23 protein-coding genes and 2 pseudogenes are annotated in these 26,155 nt (G+C 57.5%); 13 read left to right on the top strand and 12 right to left on the bottom strand.

Features of this window, described 5'->3' with window-relative positions:
- Window positions 1–2 precede the first annotated feature (2 nt).
- From Z945_RS0101465 to gspL, 3 genes are read right to left on the bottom strand one after another with little or no spacing between them, the layout of a single operon-like run.
- A complete protein-coding gene (locus Z945_RS0101465) occupies window positions 3–1,481 on the bottom strand; it encodes a GspE/PulE family protein (protein ID WP_025050348.1) in 1,479 nt (492 codons plus the stop codon).
- Window positions 1,478–1,936 carry a type II secretion system protein GspM gene (gene gspM / locus Z945_RS0101460; protein WP_025050347.1) on the bottom strand — a complete coding sequence of 153 codons (459 nt, stop codon included), beginning with the start codon at window positions 1,934–1,936 and terminating at the stop codon, window positions 1,478–1,480. Before gspM ends, Z945_RS0101465 begins: the two co-directional genes overlap by 4 nt.
- Window positions 1,933–3,081, bottom strand: a complete 1,149-nt coding sequence (gspL, locus tag Z945_RS0101455; protein WP_152541016.1) for a type II secretion system protein GspL — start codon at window positions 3,079–3,081, stop codon at window positions 1,933–1,935. Before gspL ends, gspM begins: the two co-directional genes overlap by 4 nt.
- A 103-nt stretch (window positions 3,082–3,184) precedes the next feature.
- Here gspL and gspG point away from each other — a divergent pair, with 103 nt between their 5' ends.
- From gspG to gspD, 5 genes are read left to right on the top strand one after another with little or no spacing between them, the layout of a single operon-like run.
- The gene (gene gspG / locus Z945_RS0101450) at window positions 3,185–3,664 is read left to right on the top strand and encodes a type II secretion system major pseudopilin GspG (protein WP_025050345.1); all 480 of its coding nucleotides are present in this window, start codon (window positions 3,185–3,187) and stop codon (window positions 3,662–3,664) included.
- Window positions 3,657–4,127 (top strand): prepilin-type N-terminal cleavage/methylation domain-containing protein, encoded by a 471-nt coding sequence (locus Z945_RS19930; protein ID WP_025050344.1) that lies wholly within the window; start codon window positions 3,657–3,659, stop codon window positions 4,125–4,127. Before gspG ends, Z945_RS19930 begins: the two co-directional genes overlap by 8 nt.
- On the top strand, window positions 4,124–4,501 hold the full coding sequence (gene gspI, locus Z945_RS0101440) for a type II secretion system minor pseudopilin GspI (RefSeq protein WP_025050343.1): 378 nt from the start codon (window positions 4,124–4,126) through the stop codon (window positions 4,499–4,501). The genes Z945_RS19930 and gspI overlap by 4 nt, the downstream gene beginning before the upstream one ends.
- Window positions 4,498–5,382 (top strand): type II secretion system protein N, encoded by an 885-nt coding sequence (locus Z945_RS0101435; protein ID WP_025050342.1) that lies wholly within the window; start codon window positions 4,498–4,500, stop codon window positions 5,380–5,382. Before gspI ends, Z945_RS0101435 begins: the two co-directional genes overlap by 4 nt.
- A gap of 20 nt (window positions 5,383–5,402) precedes the next feature.
- Complete coding sequence (gene gspD / locus Z945_RS0101430) at window positions 5,403–7,322, top strand: type II secretion system secretin GspD (RefSeq protein ID WP_025050341.1); 1,920 nt, start codon at window positions 5,403–5,405, stop codon at window positions 7,320–7,322.
- Here the strand turns inward: gspD and Z945_RS0101425 are convergent.
- A complete protein-coding gene (locus tag Z945_RS0101425) occupies window positions 7,316–8,134 on the bottom strand; it encodes a DUF4198 domain-containing protein (RefSeq protein ID WP_025050340.1) in 819 nt (272 codons plus the stop codon). The genes gspD and Z945_RS0101425 overlap by 7 nt on opposite strands.
- A gap of 634 nt (window positions 8,135–8,768) precedes the next feature.
- On the opposite strand from Z945_RS0101425, the pseudogene Z945_RS19225 reads away from it, so the two are divergent.
- Window positions 8,769–9,923: pseudogene (locus tag Z945_RS19225) on the top strand (IS3 family transposase).
- Window positions 9,924–10,100: 177 nt separating this feature from the next.
- Here the strand turns inward: Z945_RS19225 and Z945_RS0101410 are convergent.
- The 5 genes from Z945_RS0101410 to Z945_RS0101390 all read right to left on the bottom strand — a co-directional run bounded on the left by Z945_RS0101410 (window position 10,101) and on the right by Z945_RS0101390 (window position 16,331).
- Window positions 10,101–11,885, bottom strand: coding sequence for a bifunctional helix-turn-helix transcriptional regulator/alpha/beta hydrolase (locus Z945_RS0101410; RefSeq protein WP_161634067.1), 1,785 nt, complete (start codon window positions 11,883–11,885; stop codon window positions 10,101–10,103).
- Between the two features lie 543 nt (window positions 11,886–12,428).
- Window positions 12,429–13,199 (bottom strand): SDR family NAD(P)-dependent oxidoreductase, encoded by a 771-nt coding sequence (locus tag Z945_RS0101405; protein ID WP_025050337.1) that lies wholly within the window; start codon window positions 13,197–13,199, stop codon window positions 12,429–12,431.
- Window positions 13,196–14,125: an SDR family oxidoreductase gene (locus Z945_RS0101400; RefSeq protein ID WP_025050336.1), complete on the bottom strand. Its 930-nt coding sequence runs from the start codon at window positions 14,123–14,125 to the stop codon at window positions 13,196–13,198. The genes Z945_RS0101405 and Z945_RS0101400 overlap by 4 nt, the downstream gene beginning before the upstream one ends.
- Complete coding sequence (locus Z945_RS0101395) at window positions 14,122–15,018, bottom strand: bile acid:sodium symporter family protein (RefSeq protein ID WP_025050335.1); 897 nt, start codon at window positions 15,016–15,018, stop codon at window positions 14,122–14,124. The genes Z945_RS0101400 and Z945_RS0101395 overlap by 4 nt, the downstream gene beginning before the upstream one ends.
- Window positions 15,015–16,331 carry a flavin-containing monooxygenase gene (locus Z945_RS0101390; RefSeq protein WP_025050334.1) on the bottom strand — a complete coding sequence of 439 codons (1,317 nt, stop codon included), beginning with the start codon at window positions 16,329–16,331 and terminating at the stop codon, window positions 15,015–15,017. The genes Z945_RS0101395 and Z945_RS0101390 overlap by 4 nt, the downstream gene beginning before the upstream one ends.
- Window positions 16,332–16,392: 61 nt before the next feature.
- Between Z945_RS0101390 and Z945_RS0101385 the strand changes: the two genes are divergently transcribed.
- Window positions 16,393–17,040, top strand: coding sequence for a TetR/AcrR family transcriptional regulator (locus Z945_RS0101385; protein WP_025050333.1), 648 nt, complete (start codon window positions 16,393–16,395; stop codon window positions 17,038–17,040).
- 4 nt (window positions 17,041–17,044) lie between these two features.
- On the opposite strand, the pseudogene Z945_RS21010 reads toward Z945_RS0101385, so the two are convergent.
- A pseudogene (locus Z945_RS21010) lies at window positions 17,045–17,452 on the bottom strand (IS3 family transposase); the annotation flags it as partial.
- A 136-nt stretch (window positions 17,453–17,588) separates the two neighbouring features.
- Window positions 17,589–17,708 carry a transposase gene (locus Z945_RS21005; RefSeq protein WP_152541014.1) on the bottom strand — a complete coding sequence of 40 codons (120 nt, stop codon included), beginning with the start codon at window positions 17,706–17,708 and terminating at the stop codon, window positions 17,589–17,591.
- A 271-nt stretch (window positions 17,709–17,979) separates the two neighbouring features.
- Here Z945_RS21005 and Z945_RS0101375 point away from each other — a divergent pair, with 271 nt between their 5' ends.
- From Z945_RS0101375 to Z945_RS0101350, 6 genes are read left to right on the top strand one after another with little or no spacing between them, the layout of a single operon-like run.
- Window positions 17,980–19,479 (top strand): ABC transporter substrate-binding protein, encoded by a 1,500-nt coding sequence (locus Z945_RS0101375; protein ID WP_025050332.1) that lies wholly within the window; start codon window positions 17,980–17,982, stop codon window positions 19,477–19,479.
- 55 nt (window positions 19,480–19,534) lie between these two features.
- Window positions 19,535–20,473, top strand: a complete 939-nt coding sequence (locus Z945_RS0101370; protein WP_025050331.1) for an ABC transporter permease — start codon at window positions 19,535–19,537, stop codon at window positions 20,471–20,473.
- Complete coding sequence (locus Z945_RS0101365; protein ID WP_025050330.1) at window positions 20,470–21,273, top strand: ABC transporter permease; 804 nt, start codon at window positions 20,470–20,472, stop codon at window positions 21,271–21,273. The genes Z945_RS0101370 and Z945_RS0101365 overlap by 4 nt, the downstream gene beginning before the upstream one ends.
- Complete coding sequence (locus tag Z945_RS19215) at window positions 21,270–22,874, top strand: dipeptide ABC transporter ATP-binding protein (protein ID WP_037970269.1); 1,605 nt, start codon at window positions 21,270–21,272, stop codon at window positions 22,872–22,874. Before Z945_RS0101365 ends, Z945_RS19215 begins: the two co-directional genes overlap by 4 nt.
- Window positions 22,871–23,800, top strand: coding sequence for a MurR/RpiR family transcriptional regulator (locus Z945_RS0101355; protein WP_037970266.1), 930 nt, complete (start codon window positions 22,871–22,873; stop codon window positions 23,798–23,800). Before Z945_RS19215 ends, Z945_RS0101355 begins: the two co-directional genes overlap by 4 nt.
- Window positions 23,797–24,900 (top strand): DmpA family aminopeptidase, encoded by a 1,104-nt coding sequence (locus tag Z945_RS0101350; protein WP_025050328.1) that lies wholly within the window; start codon window positions 23,797–23,799, stop codon window positions 24,898–24,900. The genes Z945_RS0101355 and Z945_RS0101350 overlap by 4 nt, the downstream gene beginning before the upstream one ends.
- A gap of 227 nt (window positions 24,901–25,127) precedes the next feature.
- Here Z945_RS0101350 and Z945_RS0101345 read toward each other — a convergent pair whose 3' ends face one another.
- Window positions 25,128–26,141, bottom strand: a complete 1,014-nt coding sequence (locus tag Z945_RS0101345) for a zinc ABC transporter substrate-binding protein (RefSeq protein WP_025050327.1) — start codon at window positions 26,139–26,141, stop codon at window positions 25,128–25,130.
- Window positions 26,142–26,155: the final 14 nt, after the last annotated feature.

The raw sequence follows: 26,155 nt of genomic DNA, 5'->3' as shown, positions 1-26,155 counted from the left end.
CCTCAGCCCCCTTCGACCGCGGCATCCTCGCGCACCGCGCGGGCGACTTCGGATACGGTTGTCAGACCAGCTTGGATTTTTGCCACGCCATCCTTCAGGATGCTGGGTGCAGAGGCGCGGGCTTCCGCTGACAAATCGGCCTCCGACGCGCCCTCGTGGATCATCGTCTCCAGCTTCGCGGTCATTGCGATGATTTCGTAAATCGGCAGCCGCCCGCGATAGCCGGTATCGGCACAGGTGTCACATCCAACTGCGTCGAAAACCTGCATTCCCGGCGTCATTGCACCTGACAGCATAGCGGCCTCCGCCGGTGTCAGTGCCCGTTCCGTGCGGCAGTCGGGACACAGCTTGCGGACCAGGCGTTGTGCGACCAACCCGCGCAGCATCGGGGCCAGAAGGTAGCGTTCAACACCCATGTCGATCAACCGCGACACCGCGCCAATGGCCGTGTTCGTGTGCAGCGTGGACAAAACAAGATGCCCTGTCATCGCGCTTTCCACAGCGATGCGGGCCGTTTCGCCGTCGCGTATTTCGCCCACCATGATCACGTCCGGGTCCTGCCGCAGAATGGCACGCAACCCACGCGCAAAGGTCATGTCGGTCTTGGCATTCACCTGTATCTGGCCCACACCTTCCATCGAATATTCAATGGGGTCTTCGACCGTAAGGATGTTCCTTTCCCGGTCATTCAGCGCGTGGAGTGCAGCATAAAGCGATGTCGTCTTGCCCGATCCGGTAGGTCCGGTGACCAGCACCAGCCCCTCTGGCGCGTGAATGATCCCCTCGAAAACCCCGCGATCGCGCTCGGAAAGGCCCAAATTGTCAATTCCTGTTTGGGTCTGTCCCCGGTCCAGCAGACGCAGCACGACACGTTCGCCAAATTGCGACGGCAGGGTTGAGATGCGCACATCCAGTTCGTAACTTCCAACCCGCAGGCTGACGCGCCCGTCCTGCGGCAGACGTTTTTCTGCGATATCAAGCTTGCCCATCACCTTGAGCCGGCTGGACAGCTGTGCGGCCAACGCCCGTCGCGGGGTCAGAACTTCGCGCAGCACGCCGTCCACGCGGAACCGAACGACAAGGCGCTTTTCCTCCACCTCGATATGAATGTCCGACGCGCCGTCCTTGACGGCCTCCAGCAACAGCGCGTTGATCAAACGCACCACCGGAGCATCGTCTTTCTGGTCCAGCAAGTCATCAACGGAGGCTGCGGTTTCGGCAAGAGCACTCAGGTCGTCGCTGTCGTCGTCCGCCATGCTCGCGGCTTGAGAGGCGCTGTCACGGTAGGTGGCAGAAAGCGCTTGATCGAAAGCGTCGGGATCAATGGGTTCAAATTGCATCTGCCCCCCTGCGACGCGCTGCGCTTCGAGCAGCGCGGGCAGCTTTGCGCCCGGCAGATGGCGGCAAAGCGGCGCGGCCTCCCCATCCGTTTCAATCAGCACCCCATTGGCCTTCGCAAAACTATAACTGAGCGCCGTCATACAGCATCCTCCACTGTCATCCGCAGGGAAACCATGCCGGGCCCCGTCAGCCGCGACATCTCGACCGAAAGGGCACGCACGCCGCTTTCGGCTTCAAGCGTTGCGATCCATCCAATCAGATCAGCATAGGGTGCCTCGGCCACCGTGACGCGCAGGCGCCGGCCTTCGGGGTCGAGCCGTGCCAGCGCGATGCCAGCCGCTTCGCCGCTCCGCGTGATCCGCTGCGCAAGGGGCGTGTCAGGTGCGGAGGTTGCAGCGACCTGTGTCACCGGGTCACCCATCTGGCCCGCAAGATCGATCACCGACAGATAGCGCGCGATGCGCTCTGTTTGCACATTCTGTGCTGCGGCAATCGGTTGCCAGACATAGAACCACACAGCGAAGACCAGCAGCAGTGTACCGCCGCCAAGGATCAGAACCCGTTCGCGCGGGGTAAGGGACGCAAGCACCTTCATGGCCGCACCGTCAGATCAGCGCGGGCGGCCCCGGCCTCGGCCGTCGCCGACCCGCTCGAGACACGCAATCCAGCGTCGCCCAGCATCGCCTCGGCACGCTGAAGAGCGTCCAGATCAGTGGTCTCAATCGTGATGCGCAGGGCGTCCGATGACCAGCTGAGTTGACGGAACTGCACGGCATCAGGCAGACCTGCAAGCGCGGTCGAGACGCGGTTCATCAGCGGCACAAAGCCCGATCCGCGCTGAGGCTGGTTATGGGCCGCAAGCTGGCGCTGGATCAGGGCGGGAGGCTGTTCTGCCGTGGCATCTGGCAACCTGGGGGTAAGGGCGGCCTCCGCCACCTTTTGCAGATCATCGGCGATGCCGCGCTGCGCGCGCGCGTCGGCGGCAGCGATGCCAAGGTGGCAGACGATACCCAGAACGCAGGCGGCAGCGAGCCATTTGAGAGGTTTGCCAAGCCCGAGTTCCGGGCGGAGCTTTCCCTGCCTTAGGTCCGGTAATTGAGCGGGATCGGTCAGCGGAGGCAAAGCGTCAGGCATGTGCTGCGCAGGAACACCATCTGGCAAAACCGTGCCATAGCTGTCGACACTGGGTTGCCCGGCGATCTGCCACAGGGTCGGCAGCATATCACTGCGTGCGGCAAAACCCGTTCCGTCCGAGGCGCGGACCAACGCGCGGCCCGATTGAGTAAAGACGACCCAACGTGCAGAGGCGCTGTCGCTGGCATCGGGGCACCTGAGGAGAAGCTGCTCGGGAACGCATCTCGCACCCGGTTCATGCGCGATGATGTTCTCCATCACCTCAGTCGAAACCGCAGCTGCTAGGGTGCCGCCTGTCCCTCCCACCTGACCGCATAGAGCCACATGTGTCCCCTCGAGACCGTCGCCCAGTTCCCCTTCGATGGCGAAAGGAAGTGCGGCAGCTTTCCGGCGTGCGCTGCGCATCGGCAGTGTCAGCCTGTGCAGGGCAACCAATTCGGCGGGGATGATCGTGATCGCATCCTGCATCCCATTCGGGATCAGTGCATCGAAAATCGTGAAATCAGCGCCGCTCTTCGACCCGCTTCCCACGTCTTGAGGTGCCGGTGCCTGCGCAGCACCGGATGGCTTATTCTTTTGATTTGAAGCGATATTTTCGCGATTCACGGACTTGCTCTGGCGCTTGATCTGGGTCACACTTAAGTGGCTGTTTTCTCCTGCTGTGTTTAAGGTCGCACAAAACACACGGTCCGACTAGGAGTTGAGTTTCATGAAGCGTAAAAATACAAAACCGCGTCACCTACACGCCTGCCGCGATGCAGAGGCGGGTGTGACGCTGATCGAAATGATGGTGGTTCTGGTAATCATTGCGGTTGTTGCAGCCATGGTGGTGCCAAACGTCATCGGTCGCCCCGATGAGGCACGGGTTACCGTTGCCAAAACCGATCTTCGGACCATCGCAGGTGCGCTGGAAATCTACCGTCTGGACAACCGCACCTATCCCAGCACGGGGCAGGGGCTTTCCGCACTTGTTCAGCGCCCCACCCTGCCGCCAGAACCGGTGAACTGGGCCAGTGGTGGTTATCTTGGTGTCATGCCGCAAGATCCATGGGGCGCACCTTATGTATATCGTTCGCCCGGAGAGACGGGGCCGTTTGACCTGACCACACTGGGTGCAGACGGACAGCCGGGAGGCGAAGGGGTGAATGCGGACATCACCCACGGCACAGCGCAGGCCAGCAATGGCTGATACTCGGCACAGCGACAGTGGTGTGACCCTAATCGAGACGTTGATCGTCTTGGTGCTGATCGCCATTGCCGCAGGGATTGTCACGCTGGCCTTGCCGGGCGACGCACCGCCGCGCGCTGTGACGCAGGAGGCTGATTTGCTCAGCGTGCGCCTGAACCTCGCCGCCGAGCGCAGCCTGACCACGGGAGAGCCGCTTCGGATGGATTGGCGTGACGGGGCCTACGGGTTTGAACGGTGGGACGGCGCGGCATGGATGCCGCCAACGCTGCTGCCACTAGCCGGGCGGCACGCATTGGAAGATGGCATCACCTTGAGTGACCAAAATGGCAGGCGTGATGGAGAGATATCCATCACCGCTGATTTGATGCCCATGGCCACGGGTTCGCAGATATTGCGGCTGGGCAACGGCACGCGCCAACAAGAGGTGGTTTTTGACGGCGCGCGGGCGCGCGTGATGCCATGAATGCACACCGCAACAGGGATGCGGGCTTTACGCTGATCGAAACGCTGGTGGCGCTGACGGTCTTGTCGGTGGGTGCCATGACACTGCTGACAGCGGTGGAACGCCACGCGAGCGCGTCGCGCATGTTGGCAGACAGGATTGTCGCGCGGTGGGTTGCTGAAAACGCGCTTGCCGCCACGACGCTGGGCCTTGACGTTGCTCCGCGCTGGCGCAGCGCCATGGGGATCGATTGGGCCGTCAGGCTGGAGGCGCGAGGGCTGCCTGACACCGGACTGAGTGCAGTCACCGCGCGTGTGGCCGATGCCGCGGAGGGGCCGGATGCAGAGCTTGTCTCGTTGACAGGGTACACCACGCTGACGGAGACGACCCAATGACCGCCGCACGGCTTTGGATGCTGACGGCGGTGGTTATACTGGCACTGCTCGCGTCGCTGATCTTTGCCGCTGCGCAACTGATCTGGCATACGCAGGGCCATACATCGGTGCTTCCACACTCGTTGCCGCCCCTTGCCATTGAACGGCCAGACATCGCCCCACGCGTCACAGGTGCCATCATCGCTCTTGCGCCCTTCGGACGGGCCGCCGCGCCAGAGGCTGCACGCGATACGCAAGCCCGCAGCCAGATCAGCGCAACGCTGCGTGGCGTCTTGGTGGACCCGGACCCTTCCGCGTCCCGCGCATTCGTGCTGGTGGGCGGCCAAACGGCGGTCTACCGTCTGGGTGATCCGGTTGATGCGGCAGAACTGGTGGCGATCAATACCGATACAGTCACACTGAGATCCGCAGACGGTTTGGTGATTGTCGGGTTTGACGGGGTGGAGAATGCAGACACTACCGCGGTAGCACAGACCAACTCGACCGTGGCGGAAAACCCCGACGATGCTTTTGCCCGGCTTGCCGCTGCGATTGTACCCGGCCAAGGCTCCATCGACCTGCGTGATGCACCACCGCCCGAGACGACAGAGGAGTATATCTCTTTCTGGCGTGACCGGATCACCCAGAACCCGCAGGCTGCGATGGACAGAGTGGGCGTGGAACTGGTGGAAAACGGATACAGGGTCAAACAAGACCCCAACATCGGTGTGACTTTGGCTGGGCTACGCGCCGGTGATGTGGTAACGCGGTTGAACGGGCAGACACTTGGCGATCTGGATGGTGACCGCCTGCTCTACGATGAGGTGGCAGCGTCGGGCATCGCGCGGTTGGAAGTGGTACGGGAGGGGAAGGCACTATTGCTGACCTTCCCACTGAGGTAACGAGCATGGCAGGGCACCGCATGAGCAAACTTGTCGGCATTGCGCTGATTTTTCTTTTTTCGCTGCCCTCAGCGTTGATGGCGCAGAACGCCGCCCTCGATGACAGCGACGCCGCTTTCACTATCAATTTGCGCAATACCGAAATTTCTGTTCTGGCCGAACAGGTGTCCGAGATCACCGAACGCACGCTGGTAATCAATCCCAGCTTGTCAGGCAGTGTAACCGTCATTTCCGCCAGACCCCTGACACAGGCGGGTGTCTGGTCGCTTTTTCAATCCATGCTGCGCGTGCGTGGTTTCGTGGCTGTTGAGACCGGCGTCATTTGGGAAATCGTGCCGGAAGCCGAATCCGTGGCCAAAGCAGGCACGACACCGCCGGGTGGCCGCGCCGGTGATCAGGACGTCATAACCAAGCTGGTGCCACTTGATCGTCTCCCATCCGCCGAAGCGGTACGCGTGCTGCGCCCGCTTGTGGCACAAACCGGGTTTATCGAAGCATTAAGCGACCCAAACTCAATCATTATCACCGATACGCAGGCAAATGTGGACCGCATCGTAAACATTGCGCGTACCTTTGACTTGCCAGAAGAACAACGCACGGAGGTTATCCGATTTGCATTTGCCGACGCCCAGACCGTGGCACAGGCCATGACAGAAGTGCTTGGCACTTCGGGCACCGGCGCGCGTATTTCCGTCGATGCCGCGTCAAACGTTCTATTGGTACGCGGGAACGAAAGAGACATCAGCCAGATCAGGCAACTCGCCCGTGATCTGGATGTGGCCCCGCGCACCTCACCGCAGGTTCAGAAACGCACCCACATTTACGCGCTCGAATTTGCCGATGCCGAGGTTGTGGCCGAAATCGTTGCCAATACCCTGCAAGGCGGAACGGACATCACCAACCCCGTGGCCGAAGATGTAGACGGGCAAGCGCGCTTGGCACCCGAGGTTGCGCCAGAAGTTTCCGTACAGGCCTCCACCGAGACGAATTCCATTGTGATCCGTGGCACAAACAGCCAGATTGCCGAGGCTTCCAGCCTGATCGCAGCATTGGATCAACGTCCGCGTCAGGTGATGATCGAAGCGGCAATTGTCGAGGTGTCAGGCGAAGTGGCGGAGCGACTGGGCGTGCAGCTGGGCATCGCCGATCAGATCCCTCAAGGCGGCATCGCTGCCACGAGCTTCAGCAACGGTGGTGCGTCGCTGGGCAATGTGCTGGCGGCGTTGGGTGTCAATCAGGCATCGGGTCTGGCTAGCGGTCTGACGCTGGGCGGTGCGGTCGATAACTTCGGCATACTTGTGCAGGCGCTATCTCAGTCAACGCAGGCTAATCTGCTGTCCACCCCGTCGATCACCACGACCGATAACAAGGCTGCAACCATCGTTGTGGGCCAAAACGTGCCTTTCCGCACTGGGTCATTTGCGACAGACGGCAACACAGCAACCCCTTTTACCACCATTGAAAGGCGCGATGTGGGCATCACAATGCAAGTTTTGCCTCGTGTGACAAAGAATGGGGTAGTGCGGCTTGAAATCGCGCAAGAGGTATCAAGTCTTGTGAATGCCAATATCGAAGGTGCCGCCGATCTGATCACCAATCGCCGCGTCATCGAGACGACGGTGCAGGCGCAAGACGGTGGAACAGTAGTACTGGGCGGCTTGATCACCGATGACAACCGCTCTGTTCAGGGCAAAGTACCGGGCTTGGGCGATGCGCCGATCATCGGCGGGCTCTTCCGTTCGCGCAGCAAGGATCAGACGCGGCGCACGCTATTTGTGTTTCTGCGGCCCACCGTCATCGACACGCAGCACAAAGCCAAGGCCGTTGCACAACGTCAGTTCAAACGCCTACGCAAGGCAGACGCGTCCGAGCCACCACGCAATCTGCTGAAAGAGCGCAAAGTGAACCGACTTCCGCTGGAAATTAACGGTCTTTATTGAGCGTCCGGCACTTTGAACGTGAGTGATGCCCAGAGCGATTCCCAGACAGCCCCCTTGGTTTCCACTACCAAAGCTCGCGCCGGTTCGCGCAGCACAACTGTGTCCACCAGGTATTCCCGCCCAGGCACTGCATCGAAGATTGCGATTCCGTCTGCGGTTGTCGTCTGGGACAACTCGTTGACCACACCTTCTGCGTCCCGCATGAACACGGTAACTTTATTGTCAGCTAACGGCACGTCCCGGTAGAGCACCTGAAAGCGCAACTGTCCCCCTTTGGATGTGTAGGGGTTGTCCAGTGCCACCAGCTCCAGCTCCAATCCCCTTGGCTTGTCCTCTCCGGCACCATCGCCAACGGCGACAAGCGCCTTAGCAAAGCGCACATAGGCTTCCTTAATCGGCGTTTCTGGCAAATCCCGGGCCGCGTGGGCATCAAGCGTTTCCTCATACCCCTTTGATGTCACGAAACGAGCGAACTTATCGTAGTTGCGGTAGGTGATCGTATTGTGGGTCGACTGAAAAATAAGTGCCATCAGGCCACTGGCAGCTCCTGGGAGTTGGAATGCCGGAATATCTCCGGCCCGACCTGTAAGGGGCACAGTCTTATCACCAATGCGCCGTTCGGCGAGGACCGTGACGCGCTCGTTCCAGGACAGCTTATTGCCCTTGAAGTTTTCCCCATTGATGCGGTGCGCCTCAAAGCTCTCCTCCACCGGTACCTGCCAAAATAATGGCTCGATCCAGACTTCATGCGCTTGTGCAGCATCAAGGCTGATTGAAACGAAAAAGAATGCGAGCAAGCGATGATACGGCATTTCGTGGAATCCTTTGGGGATGCGTGATGTGTTCGGTTTATTGAAGCACGGAACGCGACAGCTGGAAGTTTCACTGCTAAAATTCGCTCACCTCTCCAACGTCAAGTGCGTCACCTTTTGGCGTAAAGTTATTCGAGCCGACATCAGGTTTGTCAGAGATTGCGAACATAACATCACTACAAGACACACGTTTTCGGTAGAAACACCTCACGATCGTACGTTTTCACTTTGCCCAGAGCTGCCTGTAAGCTGCGGGGTGAGGTTGATTAGATCAGGTTTGTTCGCAACCCTTGAATTCGTTACCTGATCCTTGTTGCACTTTGCCGGAATGCTTGAATTTCCTGGTGCGCGGAGGCATAAAGCTTTACGCTGTTTCAGCAATCTGCGCGCTGCGAGCGCACGCAGCAAAAAATTCTGTTGGTCTCCTGTGGACTCAATCCGGGCCTTCGCTGCGCGGGCTACGAACTTCCGCATCGTGGCGAATGTCGGGTATCGGGAATAGAATGTTTGCCCGAAATTGACAAAGGCGATAACACCACTCTCAAACTAAGTTCAACTTACATAGCCCCTGACCTGCTCCCCTGAAAAGTCCGGTGTTTTGAGTTAGCCTGTTCTCCAACTGAGGAGACAGACGATGAAGAGAAGCCGTTTCAGCGACGAACAGATCATTGGGATATTGAAAGAGCATCAGGCTGGGCTTGGTGCGAAGGAGCTTTGCCGCAAACACGGTGTCAGCGATGCGACGAATTACAAATGGCGTTCCAAGTATGGCGGCATGGAGGTGTCGGATGCGAAGAAGCTAAAGGCACTGGAAGTTGAGAACGGCAAGCTGAAGAAGTTGCTGGCTGAGCAGATGATGGACGTGTCGACGCTCAAGGAAATGCTGGGAAAAAACTTTTGAGGCCCGGCTCACGCAGAAACGCCGTGACCCGGGCCATGAAAGAGAAGCGATACAATCAAAAGCGCGCCTGTGCCTTGGCTGGTATTGATCCACGGGTCTATCGACGTGTTTCGAAACAGCCAGCAGATACGGAACTGCGTGGGCGTTTGAAAGAGCTGTCATCTGAACGGCGACGCTTTGGCTATCGTCGGTTGCACATTCTGCTGAGGCGCGAAGGCTGGCATGTGAACTGGAAGAAGCTGTACCGGATCTACCGCGAAGAAGGGTTAACAGTCCGTAAACGGGGCGGACGCAAGCGCGCAGTCGGCACCAGAGCACCGATCACTGCCCGCCAGGCGATTGCAACGCAATCTGCCGAAAGGGGCGATCCCGCAGGGGCCGAACCAGCGGTGGTCCTCGGACTTTGTGTCTGACAGCCTGTCATGTGGCCGCAGGTTCCGCATTCTGAACGTGATAGACGACTTCAGCCGCGAATGTCTTGCTGCCGTGGTCGACACATCGCTCTCAGGCAACCGTGTGGTTCGTGAACTGGACCGCATTGCTGAGATGCGTGGCTACCCCTGCATGGTGGTCAGCGACAACGGCACAGAACTAACTTCGAATGCGATCCTGAAATGGCAGGAAGACCGCAAGGTCGACTGGCATTATATTGCCCCCGGCAAACCAATGCAGAACGGCTTTGTGGAAAGCTTCAACGGCAGAATGCGGGATGAATGCCTGAACGAACATCTGTTCGACAACCTGCGCCATGCCCGCAGACTGATCTCAGCGTGGCGTAATGACTTCAACAACCACCGCCCACACACAAGCCTCACTGGCTTGACGCCAGCTGAATATGATAACCGGTCAGAAGAGGACCAAAACCTGAACAGAGCTAACCTAAATTAGCGGACACAATGGGGAGCAGGTCACTCTTAGCTGCCATCGATCAGACCGCTCTAATGCTGCGGTGCGGCTCGCAACACCAGTCGCATGAATCCGGAGCAGTAAACCGTCCAATAAAACCCAGTCTGCCGATGCCACCTGCGGTGACATTTCTGGACCGGTCTAGATGGAATGATGCTATCAGCGCGGTTCAGCGCTCATCTCGGCTAGGGTGCGCAGGACACGGTCTGGGAATTGATGCAGCAGCAACTGGCCAGCATACTCATGGATCTCCAATGATGCGCGGTTGCCCAAGCGTTCTGCAAAGTCCCGTACGGATTTTGGGCTTACGACAGGGTCATGTGCGCCGTGTATGAGGCTGACCGGTACGTCTGATCCCGCCACCAGATGCGACCAGTCGCGCACAACTTGGTAGCTGTCGATCTCGAAGGCCGAATGCCCCTGACGTGTTGCGAATTTATATCCTTCAAGGACAACACGGCATACTTCGGGGTCTGCCAGTGTCTTCATGTCAATCGATGCATTAGCATATAGCGACTGCATAAAACGTTCAGTGCCGCCACTATTGATCTGGCTGATGCCCGCACGCACCACAAAGGGCAGCAGGCTTGGCGTATAGCGCGCGGTATAGGCCACAACACGCTGACGGTGGGACATGTCGGCGAATTGCGATCTGGAAATGATGGGCACGCCGCCTGAGACATTCACGATGGCACGGATGTGGTCGGGTGCTTGTGCCGCACTGGCAAAGGCATATACCGCGCCCGCCATGTGGCCCAAAACAACTGCGTCCTTTATGCCCATTTGTTCGCACATCTCGCGTACGTAGCCGCCGACGCGGGCAGGGGCCGTTTCCATCGGGCCGTAGTCGGGTTCAGCATCGCCGAACCAGGGCCGCGTCGGGCAGATGAAACGGAAACCACGGACGCTGAGGGCTTCTCGTAACTGCGAGGTAAGGCTTGCGCCGTCCAGCATGCCGTGGAGAAAGATCACAGGCTTTCCATTTGCAGGCCCGTGAACCTCCACAGGCATCAAGATGCCGCTCTCCAGCAGAACAGTGGTCATCTTCCCCTGAGAAATAGGTGCCGCTGGCCGCGCGGGGCCATGGCTTTCCGCCACACGCATCAGCAAATGCAACAACCGGACGAGTTCTGTCTGCGAGCCACACCCCGTTTTCACCAACAGAGACTTGATCTGGGTGCGCACAGTCGCAATCGAGCTGTTTCGATAGTCTGCCACATCCTTAGGGCGGTGGGCGCGGCTCAACAGTTCGCAAATCTCGCATTCAGACTGGCTTAGCCCGTATGTCGTTGCCAGTAGGTTGGGCATAGAAGGCGGCCAGTGCGCGGCCAATGGCCCGATCAGCAGCAGATCGCTGTCCAGCTTTTCATGTAGCCGTTGCGCTTGAAGATGAACCACGTCTCCTTTGGCCAGCCCATCAGAGGCGTCCAGGACTGGCATTTGGAAGATGAGCGGTGGGGCACCATGTTCCGACGCCGTGTTCAGAGTTTCAATGCGTTCTGCCAAGGCTGCGCGGTAGCGGTCTGGCAACCCCAGATCGTCAAAACGTGTTGTACGCTTTAGTCTGAATGCTCTGGTAGCAGCTGCATTGGACCACACGATCGTGCCCGAGCGGTCGATCAGAAACTGTGGGTCAGGGGCTAAACCGGCCCCGTTTTCTGGTGCCGCTGATTGCGCTTCCACCACGCTGCGGGTTTGTTCCAGAAGGCGCTCTGCAATCTCGAAATGGGTTGCGACCTCCGGTGTTTCGAGGGTGCCAGTCTCGCTTCGCAATGTATCAAGGGCGCTGAGGCGGTCTTGGATAAAGGCGTCCCACCGGCCCATGAAAGCGTCGTAGGTCTGCGGCTCAAGAGCAATTCTATAAATGCTCTCAACGAGTTGTGATTGCTGCTTCGATGCTTCGGCACCATCCTGAGTATGCGTTTCCGTTTTTCCGTCGGACATCTGGACAAAACCTCGATCGTTAGGAGTGACCGCTTCGTTGGGGCGCATACCTAAATTGGGGTATAGCGGCCCTAAACCTTTAGAAAAAGCTGAATTTTGGCTGCTTTGCCGTGCCTTACAAGCTGTAAGAGTTTGACCGCGAGCGGAGTGCACGCAAAGTCTTGGACAGATTTTGAGAACGGACAGCTTTTAAATGCGTTTTTGTAAGTAAGGATTTTTATGGACGCCGTCGCGCGCTCATCGGACTTATTTCAGTCCTACATGAGCCGCCTCGGGCTTTGGCTGACGGCGTCAATTTTTAACAACAAACCATCAGACAGTTAGGTCGCAGGCCCAGTTAGCCACGGACGATTTTAACAAATCCAAATGATTGCAGCGTAAAGTCAAAGAGAATCACTGTTTTTCTGCTGTAGAATTCGGCTGCTGCACGCAGTTCGAAGCAAACTGCAGCGGGAGTTGAGTGCTTGTTGCCGTCGCTGCTTCAATAAATATAACCGCTTTACCACTCGAAAGAACGCTTTCGAGGCGTCGGACTGAAGGCGCTTACTTCTTGGATATGTCTGCGCGGATATTGCGGCGCATGGCGCACTGATAAAGTGCGGGCGACAAGCGAACCAGCAGCGTTGCCAGACGGGCAACACGGCCGACAGGTATGAATTCCCGCCTTCTCTTTACTCCATTCAGAATGACTTTCGCGGCCATCTCTGGGGTCATGTAATCTAAGCCATCCGCCGCTGCGCCGGGACGCATGATTGCGTCGTCGCCGCGCTCGGCATTACCGATGTTGGTTGCGACGAAGCTTGGGGCCGCGATAGAGCAGCGCACGCCGAAAGGCATTTCTTCCGAACGTAGAGTGGAGAAGAAGCCCTGCATCGCATGTTTCGATGCAGCATAAGCCGTGCGACCATATAGCGGTGAAAAGCCAGCGACCGAGGAGATCGCCAAATGTGTGCCGCGGCTTTCACGGATCGGATGCAGAAAAATTCGAGCCATTTCAACAGCGGCGAAATAGTTGATCTCAAAGAGCCGCCGATGACTATCTGCATCCGTCTCATAAAACGGAGCGACTTGCGTCACTCCCGCGTTATAGATCACCATGTCGATTGACGGGCGCGCAGTGATAACTTCGGACGCAGCATGTTTCAGCGCAATTTGATCCGTAAGATCCACAGCTATTGGCGTGCGGCTACCGGATTTCGCAAGGCCCGCAATGTTCACGTCCAACAGCACGCAATGCCATCCTTGGGCTTCAAGCTGATCGGCCATCGCTCGCCCCAGGCCGCCGTTTCCGCCTGAAATTACCGCTGTCTTCATGCACATGCCTCGCGCCGCCAAAGATCGAATACTTCAGCGGAATTCAGCTCTGGCGTATAGCCGAAAACCCGCTTTAGTCGGCTGTTGTCCAGCACCGGGCGATATTGCAAGAACCGCACCTGTTCGGGCCCGTATTGTGACAGGCCCAATGGATGCGCCACTGCAAGTGCAGCCTTCACAGCCAATGCGGGTAGGCGCAGAACCGGTTTACCCAGTGCCGCTGCCAACTCGTCAACAGAGAGCCAACCATCCCCGGCGACGTTGTAGATGCCCGTCGGCCCATCAGTCGCAGCGCGCTTGACGATACGGGCGAGGTCGCGCGTCCAGATGAACACGAATGGGCTATCGCTGCCTTTGATGGCAAGAAGACGCTTCCGCCGGAAAAGCGCAGTAATCTGGTTGTCCGTTCCCGCACCCAGAACAGTACCGATGCGCAAGACGACTTGTTCAAGTTCAGGGTGTTGTTGTCGTGCGACCGCAAGCATTTCTTCGACCTGACGCTTGTGGTCGGCATATGCGAATTCGGGATTCCCCCGACAGGCGGCCTCTTCGGTCAGCGGGATCGGGTTGTCAGCGTGGTATCCGTAGGCAGCACCAGAGCTGGTGACCACCAGCCGTTTCACCTTGTGCTTTACGCAGGCATTTAGAACGTTGCGCGTGCCTGTGACGTCAACCGCAAATGCAGTGTCGCGGGTCATGCCCGGCGGCGGTGTCACAATCGACGCAAGATGAACGACGACATCAGGGCGCAGTTGCCCGATGACGATATCGGGATCGCTCCCGGTGACGTCCATTCGCTGGAACTGCACCTGCTCTGGCACGTTTCCGCGCGCGAGATCTGTAACTATGATATCCTTGGCCGGAAGTGCCTCTGCCAGCGCGCAACCAATCATACCTGCGCCACCTGTGATCAGGATGCGCGTCATGATGTAGCCACCTTGCGTGACATGATACCCGCAAGGATCAATCCCGAGATTGCATGCCAGACGCCCCAAAATGCCGCGACGATCGCCATGCCGCCAAGTCCGCCAAAGAAACCAAAGATAAGAACCAACCCGAGGCCGGAATTCTGGATGCCTGTCTCGATGGTCACCGCTCTGCGGTCAAAAGGGGACAATCCCGCAAGACTTGCCGTTGCATAACCGCCAACAAGCCCGAGGGCATTGTGGACAATCACCAATCCTGCAATGCCACCCGCGAAAGCCAGAAACAGTGTCCAGTTCGTGGCAAGTGCTATCGCGACGAAACCGATGAAAACCGCCATGGATACCCATTGCAATGGTCCACGCAGCTTGGCGGTAATATCGGGGCGACGAATGTTTAGCATCACGCCAAGAATAAGCGGCAAGATCAACATGAGGCTGATTGTGATGGCAATGCTGACCGGATCAATCGCGGTTGCGCGCAGGATTTCGGCGGACGGCCCATAAAGCCCCCCCCAGAACGCGATATTGAGCGGTGTCAGTACGATTGCGCCGACAGTGGCAAAGGCTGTCATCGACACTGAAAGCGCTGAATTTCCGCCTGCACGGTGCGTGATGAAGTTGGAGATGTTGCCGCCCGGACAGGCCGCCACGAGGATCAGTCCCAAGGCAATAGAGGCCTGAGGCTGGGCGACGAGCACGAGCAGAAAGGTCAGCACCGGAAGCACTACGAACTGTGAGAGCAAGCCAACTATCAGCGGCTTGGGTGCTTTCGCCAATATCTTGAAATCATGTGGTTTAAGATCAATGGCGATGGAAAACATCACAATGGCGAGGATTGAATTGAGAAGGGTCAATGACCCAGCAGAGAAGTCGAGTACGGCCTCGTCTATCACGCCCGTTGCCCTCCCAGTTTGCCGATCCACTGCGTTACGGCTTTGCGGTATGTCGCCTTGTCAACGTAATAGGCCATGCGTGGTACGTCGATATAATCCACGCCGCCTGTCGCGCGCACAAAACCTTGCGCTTTGGTTTGCTGCAATGCGCGCGCGTCGTCCCCATTCTCGCGCAGTCTCTTGATATAGCGCACAACCATTTCAGCTTGTTCATGCCGTCCTTGCCAGCCAAGGCCTGAAGCTTCGACCATTCCCAGCACGAATAAATCGTCCCGTTCAGGATGCATGCAGTTGAGATAGAGTTGCGGTGCGTCGCCTTGCCAATTGAGAAGTGCGTCATCGATAAACGGGTAGTCCAGCTTGTAGCCCGTGGCGGCAAGGACCATGTCGTAGTCCTCGCTTGTTCCGTCTTTGAAATGCACAGTCTTGCCTTCAAAGCGGTCAACGTCGGGGCGTATTCGCAAGTCTCCGTGCCCCGCATGATAGAGCACGAGCGAATTCACTACGGGATGGCTTTCGTAAAGTTTATAATCCGGCTTGGGGAAACCGTATTTCTGCGGATTGCCCACGAACCATTTTAGGATTGTGCCATCTATGATCCGCTTGAGCGGCATAGGCAGTTTGATCGCCCCGCCCATGGTGTCGGCCGGTTTGCCGAAAACATATTTCGGTACGAAGTAGTATCCACGCCGCATCGATAGATCGCAGGCCGTTCCGTGATGGATCGCATCCACCGCAATATCACACCCTGAATTACCCGCTCCGATAATAAGGACCCGTTTGCCGTCAAACTGACTTGCGGAGCGGTACTCGGAAGAATGGACCAACTCGCCGCTGAAGTCGCCTTTGAACGTTGGCATATTCGGTTCGCTCAGCGTGCCATTTGCAATGAGCAGTCCTGAAAACTCCTCGATATGCTCGCCCGCATCATTGCGCCAAGTGATGCGCCACCCCTCATCGGGACCTCCCAAAGGCGAGCAAGACAGCACTTCAGCACCGAAGTGATAGTACTTGATAAGGTCGAAATGCTCCGCGAAGTCTTGGAAATACCGCCTCATTTCGCGGTGGGAAGGATATTCAGCCACCTCTTCAAGCATCGGGAAATCCGAAAACTCGGTCATCTTCTTTGACGAAATCAGGTGTGCTGTCTCGTACATGGTCGAGCGTGGGGCGTCGATGTCCCAAAGACCACCGACACCCGAATTAAGCTCAAACCCCTGAAAATCGACTCCATGTTCGACCAGCAACTTGGCCGCAGCCAAACCCATCGGACCCGCCCCGATCAGGGCCAGCCGTTTATGCGCGTCTCCCATCGCGTACTCCCTTGTTGGCGCTTAACTTGAACAAATGTTCAAGTTAAGGCAAGATATTTCCATGTCTGAGATGCAACCACCTGAAACAGAACGAAAGAGAGCCCCGTCGAAACGGGCGCTTGCCACGAAACTGCGCGTATTAGATGCGGCGGAGAAAGTGTTTGCTGACCGGGGATTCGATGGCGCAACGATCCGCGAAATTGCAGCGGAGGCTGGTGAACCCGTGGGGACAATCCATCATCATGGAGGCGGCAAGAACGCATTGTTTCATAAAACGGTCGCGCGCCGGGCCGAAACCTTGTCGTGCGATCGCCTGAATGCACTTCAGCAGGTTCGATCCGATGGTGATCAGACACTCGAACGCGTCCTTGCTGCCTTTATTCGTCCGTTTTTTGATTTGTCATCGAAAGATCCACGCTGGCGCGACTATGCTCGCCTCGTGGCCTTTGTGTCGGTTGACAGCCGTTGGAAAAACATCTCGGCCGAGTGTTTCGATCCCGTGGCAGAAGTCTTCATAGAGGAAATCTCCAATCTTCTCCCAAAGGCGTCGCGAAAGCAGATTGTGGAAGGGTTTGTCTATTCCGTCTCTGCCATGCTGGCGTTGCTCACCTCACAGAACCGGATGGGTGCGTTGGGCGCGCAGGTGGACTTGGATAGCACACGGATCGACCATCTCGTTCGCTTCTGCGCCGCAGGTTTTCGCGTTTAAAGCTACGGAAGCGACGCCCGTCTGTCAGCGCATCGGATACGAAATCCGAGTTCCAGCGTTGGTTCGGGCCGTCCGGCAGCACCATTGGCTTCCGTGTGCCCAAAGCACGCTTCTTGCCACCTCTGCGCCGTACCTGCAGCTTCTCTTCGCGGCATATGCGCCTCACCTTCTTGTCGTTCACTGTGAAGCTCTCTCGCACTATCATCACGTGGATGCGGCGGCACCCAAACCGTCGCCTTTTTTTCGAAACTCGCTTGATTGCATCTCTCAGTTCAGCATCATCACCTCGACGCGACAGATATCGGACCGAAGATCGATCAACTCGCAAAACATCACACGCCCGTCGGTGGCTCACACCATGCGCCTCGCACAAGTGGACCACAGCATTCCGCTTTGCCACGAGCGTCACCATTTTTTTAGTTGATGTCTCGCAGCATAGCGTTGTCGAGCATCTGCTCAGCCAGCAACTTCTTCAGCTTGACGTTCTCATCTTCCAATGCCCTCAACTGCTTCGCGTCAGATGGCTGCATGTCGCCAGACTTCGATTTCTATTTGTAGAACGTTGCTGAGCTGATGCCGTGCCGCCGACATACATCAGCGGTCTTCTCACCAGCGTCCTGTTCTTTGATCATCGCTATGGTCTGTTCGTCCGGCAATCGTGCCTTCATTTCTCCGTCCTTTGGTCGGGCGGACTCTACACAAATTTGGAGGAGTTTTAGGGGCTCAGATCAAAGTTGGAAGTGAGGTAGCCGTTGCCCGAGGACGAAGTCAGGAGACTTCGAATTGGCAAGTGGCGCATCAACCAAGGACAGGAAGGTGGCGGGAGGGTGACTACCACGAACACCCAAACGCGTCTCCAAGTTATTTTTCTACCAATATTGCCTTTTGATGTTAATCTGCCACCATACCCCTGATTCTAACCGCAGAGAGAGATATGATATGATCAATGTCAAAGGACTGGCTTTGGTAACCATTGCAACTGCCAGCATCGCCGGGGGAGCTGTTGCGCAGGACATTGTACGCATCGCTTCGCCAAATAAAGTCACGACACTTGATCCGATCGCTTCTGCAGCGGCTGGCAATATTGAAGCATTCGGCCAACTCTATGCGCGGCTTTTGCGCAAGGATGCTGATGGCACGTTGCAGCCAGGTCTTGCCGAAAGCTGGACCATCTCCGAGGACGGGCTGACCTACACGTTTGAATTGCGCGCGGCGAAATTTTCTGACGGGTCGGATATCACGGCAGATGATGTGGCGTTCAGCCTCAACCGCGTCGCCAAAGATGAAGCCTCGGCCTATCCTGCGGCTTACGCCCCGGTCGAAGCATTCACGGCAGTGGATGAGGATACAGTCGAACTCAAGCTGGAATATCCCAGCGCACCGATGCTGTCCTACATGGAAATCTTCAACGCAGGGATTACCAGCAAGGGCGATGTCGAGGCACGCGGGGATGACGCCTTTGCGGCTGATCCCGTGACGTCAGGCCCCTTCATGGTCGATGTGTGGAAGCCCAATGATCGTCTCACACTCAAGGCCAATCCGAACTACTGGCGAGAAGGCTATCCCAAGGTCGCGGGGGCAGACCTGATTGAAGTTCAGGACGACAATACGCGCAGCTCGATGATGCTGGCCGGTGAGATCGACGCCAACCGTGGCGTTCCCTTTGCGCAGGTGGACGAGATGGACGCGAGCGAGAATGTGGCCGTACCGCTGGCCCCTTCAACTCTGATCTATGGTGTCATGCCAAACCATACGAAAGCGCCATTCGACAATCTGAACGTTCGCAAGGCCGCTGCGATGGCGCTGAACCGTGAAGCCACAACCAAGGCGATGACACTGGGTAAAGCGGTTGTTGCAAACAGCACGCTGCCCAATGCGTTGACATATCATAACGCCGATGTTGCGCCACCCGCCTACGACCCTGCTGGCGCGCGCGCATTGCTTGAGGCTGAAGGTGCACTTGGTGCCGAGATCACGCTGATGATTACGCCTTCGTTCGAACAGGCCGCGACACTGCTCAAAGCGCAGTGGGATGCCGCAGGTTTCAAGACCACGGTGGAGCGTGTGGACGGGGGCCTGTGGTGGGACCGCCTGACCAAGGGTGAATATCAGGTCACGATCAACTGGTGGTACAATGAAACCGAAGACCCTGATCTGGCGGTTCGTTGGGCTGTATGCGGCAGCTGTGGCAACAACTCTTACTACACAAACTACAACAACGATGAAGTGAACCAGATGGTCGAAGATGCCCTGCGCGAACGGGACGACACCAAGCGTGGCGATCTTTATCGGGAGATCCAGCGTATCTCGACCGAAGAACTGGCGCAGATCCCGCTCTACTATCCGCCTTTCGCCAATGCCTATTCCACACGGATCACGGGGCTGACCCTGACGCCCTCACTGCAATGGACGCTTGAGGAAACAGAGATCGTTAACTGATCTCCTTGCCGGTCCAGCCCAAGGTTGGACCGGCTAACACGGGCGGAGTGCTGTTTTGAAGACCCTCAGATTTATTGTCTCCAGACTGGTTCAGTCTGTTCCTGTTCTGCTGGGCGTCAGCATTGTGACCTTCCTGCTGATGGTCAATACGCCGGGGGATCCAATCCGCCTGCTGGTGGGCATCCGGGCCTCGGATGAGACCATCGCAATCATCCGCGATCGTTACGGGCTGGATGATCCGATCCTGTCGCAGTATTTCACCTATCTTGGCAATCTGCTGCAGGGTGATCTGGGGGCGTCGCTACGGTTTAAGGTGCCCGTTTCCGAGTTGATCGCGCAATTTTATCCTGTCACGCTCTTTCTCGTAATCTACTCCATCGTCTTGATCCTTCCGCCAGTGATTGCTCTTTCCGTCTGGTCTGCAAAGCGGCCCAACGGGGTGGCAGACCAGATCATCCGCATATTGGGTGTGGTCGGGCTGGCGATGCCGGTGTTCTGGGTTGGTCTGCTTTTTGCCCGTTTCTTTGGTGTCACACTGGGCTGGTTTCCAGTCAGCGGCTTTGGCACCACGATCCCCGAACACTTCCGTCATTTGTTCTTGCCTTCACTGACAACAGCCATCTGGGTCGTCCCGATCTTGACGCGCAATCTGCGCTCGGCCCTGCTAGATGAAATGAACCGCGATTACGTGCTTGCGGGGATGTCCAAAGGACTTGGCGCATCGCAGGTATTTCGCACGCATGTCTTTCCCAATTCGGTCTTGCCCACGCTGAACTTATTTGCCGTTATTGTTGCCTACCTGCTGGGCGGTTCCGTCATTGTGGAAACCGTTTATGCGGTGCCGGGGATGGGTAAGCTGATGGTCGACAGCATTCTGGCCCGGGACTATTTCGTGGTTCAGGGTGCCACACTGGTCTTTGCTCTGACAACGATTGTGGTGATGCTATCCGTTGATATCCTGTCCGCCTTTATCGATCCGAGGGTGAACTCATGAAGCTCTCGCCGATGTTTGTCTGGGGCGCTGCGCTGGTCATGTTCTGGATACTGATCGCCCTTTCTGCCCCGCTGCTGGCAACCCATGATCCTTATGCAATTGATTTCGAGGCCTTGTTGGCACCACCAAGTGCGGACCATTGGTTTGGCGCGGATAACGTAGGGCGCGACACCTATAGCCGAGTGATCTATGGCTCGCGACTGGCGCTCTATATCGGCCTCCTCGGAGTGATCGCGCCAATGGTGATCGGCATGACGATCGGATTGCTCGCCGGTTACTTTGGCGGCTGGGTGGACACCATTGCGATGCGCATTCTGGACATCACAGTGCCATTTCCGTTTTTCGTTTTGGTGCTGTCCATTGTCGCCGTGCTTGGACCCGGGATCGAGAACTATTTTATCGCCTTGGCGCTTGTGGGCTGGGTAGGCTACGCGCGGCTGGCGCGGGCCGAAGCCATCGTCTTGCGTAGCTCTGAGTTCGTATTGGCGGCGCGGACTATGGGCTTCTCTCACCCCTACATCCTGTTTCGCCACGTGCTGCCCAATGCCATGTCGCCGGTTGTTGTTTATATGATGACCGATGTCACATTGGTTATCCTGTTCGGTGCGGCGCTCGGTTTTCTTGGCATGGGGGTCTCTCCGCCAGCGGCTGAATGGGGCGTGATGATCGCTGAGGGCCAGATTTACATCTCGACCGCCTGGTGGATCAGTTTTTTTCCCGGGCTGGCCATGGTTCTGATCGGTGTCGGCTTTGCTTTGATGGGTGACGGGTTGGCAAAAATGCTGAGGATCGAGCGATGAGTGCGTTGCTGTGCGTCCGGAATCTGAATGTCCGTTTTGGCGACACACTGGCCGTCGATGATGTTTCGTTCGATCTGCCGCGCGGTGGGGCATTGGGCATCGTGGGGGAAAGCGGGTCAGGCAAATCGGTCACCTGCCGTGCCCTGATGAAGCTGCTGCCGCAGACGGCGATGATCGACGGTAGTGTCGAATTTGATGGCCAGAACATCCTTGAAGCCTCCGAAACAACGCTCAATACATTGCGCGGCAAACGCATCGCGATGATTTTTCAGAGCCCGGCGTCGCATCTCGATCCGTTGATGCGGATCGGGGATCAGGTTGCAGAAACCCTGCGCAAACACACCGATCTCAAGGGTCGTGAGGTGCTGAAAGAAGTCCGGCGATTACTGGAGGTTGTGCGCATCCCCGAACCTGATCGATGGGCAAAGGCTTATCCCCATCAGCTGTCTGGTGGCATGAAACAACGGGCGATGATTGCGGGCGCGCTTGCCTGCAAGCCTGACCTGTTGCTGGCGGATGAGCCGACAACCGCATTGGATGCCACTGTGCAGAAAAGCGTGCTGGACCTGCTGGTGGATCTGCGGCGCACGCAGGGCCTGTCGATGATTTTTGTCAGTCACGATCTGGGGGCGGTGGCGCGGGTCTGCGAAGACGTCATCGTCATGCGCAAATCAAAGGTGGTCGAGGCCGGAAAAACCCGCAGGGTGATTGACGCGCCGCAGCATGAATATACCCAGATGCTGATTGCCTCGCACCCTGATCGGTTGACGCTTCACACGCCCCAGGCTGCCGCACATGCCCCCCCGTTGATCGAGGCGCGCGGCGTGCAGGTCAGATACGGTGGGCGTAGTTTGATCGACATTATTTCCAAGCGCGATGGCGGATTTCCTGCTGTGAAAGGCGCGGATTTCACCGTGCAAGCCGGGCAGACATTGGGGATTGTCGGGGAAAGCGGTTCCGGCAAAAGTACGCTGGCGCGCGCGCTCGTGGGTCTCGTGAAACCTGCGCAGGGAGAGATCCTGTATAAGGGCAAACCCGCACAACCTTCGGGTCGTAACCGTGCCCTCTATCTTCGCGATGTCCAGCTTGTGTACCAACATCCCTACGAGGCGCTGTCGCCGCGTATGCGGATCCGCGATGCCATTGCCGAACCCCTGCGCCGCCACCGGCTGTGCCCTACAAATGAAGTGCCAGCCCGTGTTGCCGATTTGATGAAGCAGGTCGATCTGGAACCCATGTTGGGCGAACGCCTGCCAGCGCAACTGTCGGGCGGGCAATGCCAGCGCGTCGCCATCGCGCGCGCATTGGCCATGGACCCTCAGGTTCTTATTGCGGACGAAGTGACTTCGGCGCTGGACGTTACTTTGCAGGCGCAGGTGATGGATCTATTGATAAGGCTGCAAAAGGAACGCGGGCTGACGATGATTTTCATAAGTCACGATCTGGCAGTGATCCGCAGACTTTGTAATGCGGTCATCGTAATGCGCCACGGCGAAATTGTCGAAGCAGGCCCGACCGCAGACGTCTTTGACCATCCGACACAGGAATATACGCGAACCTTAATTGATGCGATTCCCCACCTTCAGGAAGCCGCCTTATGACCGGGGATGGGCCATCACCCTCCGGGACGGTATTGGAGCGGGTCGCACAGGCCAGTAACCTGTCAAAAGCCGAGAGCACGGTCGCCCGATGGGTCGAAACGGACCTGATGCAAGTGCCGATCGACACCGCGGGTGAGCTAGCCAAACATGCGGGCGTCAGCGAGATGACCGTGACCCGTTTTGTACGCAGGTTGGGGTATAAGAACTTCAAGGCGTTCATGAGCGCCGTGAATGCCGATCTCAGGCAGAGCCGTGGCTTTGACAGTGCCCTTCGCCAGTCGCGGGTCGCAATTCCCGTGACCACGCGCGACGAGCTTGCGCGCCAGTTGGAACTTGAGATCGAAGCAATCGTGGAAGTTTATCGTCTCGCTGGTACCGAGCAATGGGAGCATGCCCTCGATGCCGCTACGGCCGCGCGGTACATCAAGGTTTGCGGGTTCCAGGGATCCATGGGGCTTGCAATGGATTTTGCGACCCGCCTGAAATACGCCCGATCCGGTGTCCGCTTCGTCTCTGGCACCAGCGGCAATTGGTCCGAAATATTCGAAGATGATGTGGAAGACAGCTGTGTCGTTCTGGTGGACACAGTGCCTTATGCCCAGACCTCGCTGAAAATCGCCGAACTTTGCCTGCGCCGTTCAATCCCCCTGATCACCGTCACGGACCGCTATGATCCCTGGCCGCGACAGTACACGCCCCATGCGCTTTCCGTCAGCACGGTCACAAAGACCTTTCTCGACAGCACCGCTGGCCTCTCCGCTCTTTTGAACCTGCTGTTGAACGGCATCACCGCCCGCGCAGGTGTCGCCGCACACGAACGGGTGAAAGACATGAGTACGCTGGGGCGACACTTTGCTGCCTACACCTTTGAGCCCGGTGCGCAGAACCGCCCGGTGCAAGACGCCAAAAGGAAAAAACTGTCATGACAGACAAACCCCGTGCACGTGATATTGGTCTGCACTTCTCCGGAAAGCCCGGACCGCACAATACGATCACGGATGTGCCCGGGGTGACTGTGGGGTTCAGCACGATAATTGAAGATGCTGTCGAGGGTGTTCACAAGGGCCTCTGCACTGGCGTGACGGCCATCATCCCGCGTGGCGGATCAGGCAGCATTCAGCCTGTGTGGGCAGGCATAAACTCGTTCAATGGGAATGGTGAACTGACAGGAGGGCACTTGATCAATGATCTGGGATGGTTCCTTGGCCCGGTCATGATTACCAATTCTCACGGTGTCGGAATGACCAGCTATGCCACCGTTGGATGGATGGTGGATCGCTACAAGGATGTTTTTGAGACCGACCATATGTGGTGCCTACCCGTTGTAGGAGAGACTTATGACGGTGTGCTGAACGACATCAATGCCCGGGGCGTTCAAGAACATCACGTCCTGGAGGCGTTAAACACTGCAACGGATGGCTCTGTGGCCGAAGGCAACGTCGGCGGTGGCACCGGCATGATCGCCTATGAGTTCAAAGGGGGCACTGGCACGGCATCCCGCAAAATCCCCGTCGCAGGTGCCGACTACACGCTGGGCGTCCTCGTGCAGGCCAACCACGGCACGCGCGACTGGTTCGAAGTTGGCGGTGTGCCAGTCGGACAGCACATGCGCGAAAATCTGGTTTTCGAGAAAGAGCAAGGTTCGATCATCATCATCGTTGCAACGGACGCGCCGCTTTTGCCGCACCAATTGAACCGTCTCGCGCGGCGCGGCTCGATCGGTATCGGACGCAACGGCAGCAAGGGGGGACACAACAGCGGCGATATCTTCCTCGCATTCAGTACCGCAAATGGTCAGGACAATCCGTGGCGCGCGCCAGACCTGATGAATCTGGATGTATTGAATGACATTCATCTGGACCTCTTTTACGAGGCTTGCGTTCAGGCAATCGAAGAAGCGATTCTGAATGCGATGATCGCTGCGGAGGACAGAGTCGCAGTCAAACCAGCGGGAAAACTTGTCCGCGCAATCAATCACGCAGAACTTATCGGTTGTTTGGACACCACCGAGAAGGACCGCCCGTGAAATTGTTTAATATTGTTGAGATGAGTTCAGAATCCGAGATGTCCGGTTAGACTATGATTTAGGGATTTCTTGTGGATTCGTATCACCGTAGCGCGCCGTATCTGTACGGTCTGAGCAATGCGCACCCCAACGCCGTTATTCGCAGCTGTGACCTACGAGAACCCAAAGAGGCGAAGAGGCGTACCGCGCGCCACCAAAGAAAATTGGCAGCACGCGGTCAATAAGGTTTAGAGGCAGTTCGCAAACGCTGTGGCGAGGTTGCGCAAGACGTTGGCGTAGAGGTCTTGCCCCGGTTCCAGATCAGAGCCCAAGGGATCAAGCACCCCGGTGTTTGCGGCGGATCCCTCCATCACCGCAGCCACGATGCCGGGATTGAATTGCGGTTCTGAAAGCACGCAGCTAACACCTTGCTCTGCCACCCGTGCCTGAATCTCGGCGATGCGGACCGGACTGGGATCGGAGGCATCCGAGACAGAAATGGCGCCTGAGGCAGGGAAATCGAACGCTGTCTCGAAATACTGATAGGCGTCATGGAAAACGACAAAGTTGCGGCCCCTTACCGGGTCGAGGATTGTACTGATCTCGGCGGTGAGTGTGGCCAGATCTTCGCGGCCTGCGGCTGCATTGGCAAAGTAAGCCCCCGCGTTGGCAGGATCAGCCGCAGAAAGTTGCGCTGCAATGGCATTCAGCCAGACAGCGCCATTGTCGGGCGACAGCCAGGCGTGCGGGTCGTGCTTCCCATGATCGTGCCCATCATGTCCGTCGGCTTCAGCATGCTCCTCATGGTCATGCGCGTCATGATCTTCGTCCTTAGCATGCTCCTCATGGTCATGCTTCTCGTGACCTTCGCCATCAGCATCATTTCCATGACCATGTGCTTCAAACAGCGCGCCTTCCCGGAACAGAAGTTCCGTCGTTCCGTCGACCTCAAGCAGTTCTGTGGCCTTCGCATCGCTGGCCAGTGTTTCAATCGCATCAGCCAACCAAGGCGTCAGGTCGGGGCCGACCCAGAAGACCAGATCTGCCTCCTGCAGAGCGGCAGCCTCGGACGGACGAAGGCTGTATTCGTGCGGGCTTGCTCCAGAAGCTACGATCAAGGATGGCTCTCCGACCCCCTGCATCACGCGCGCTACCAGCGAATGTACTGGCGCGATATCAGCAGCCACCTTGGGGACATCGGCCATCGCGGCACCCCCAAGCAGGGTTGCCGCAACAGATAGGGTAACGAGGTTTCTGGACATGTTCCGCTCCGTGT

The organism is Sulfitobacter noctilucae (assembly GCF_000622365.1).
Taxonomy (GTDB): Bacteria; Pseudomonadota; Alphaproteobacteria; order Rhodobacterales; family Rhodobacteraceae; genus Sulfitobacter; species Sulfitobacter noctilucae.
This window is presented reverse-complemented; position numbering and strand designations above follow the sequence as displayed.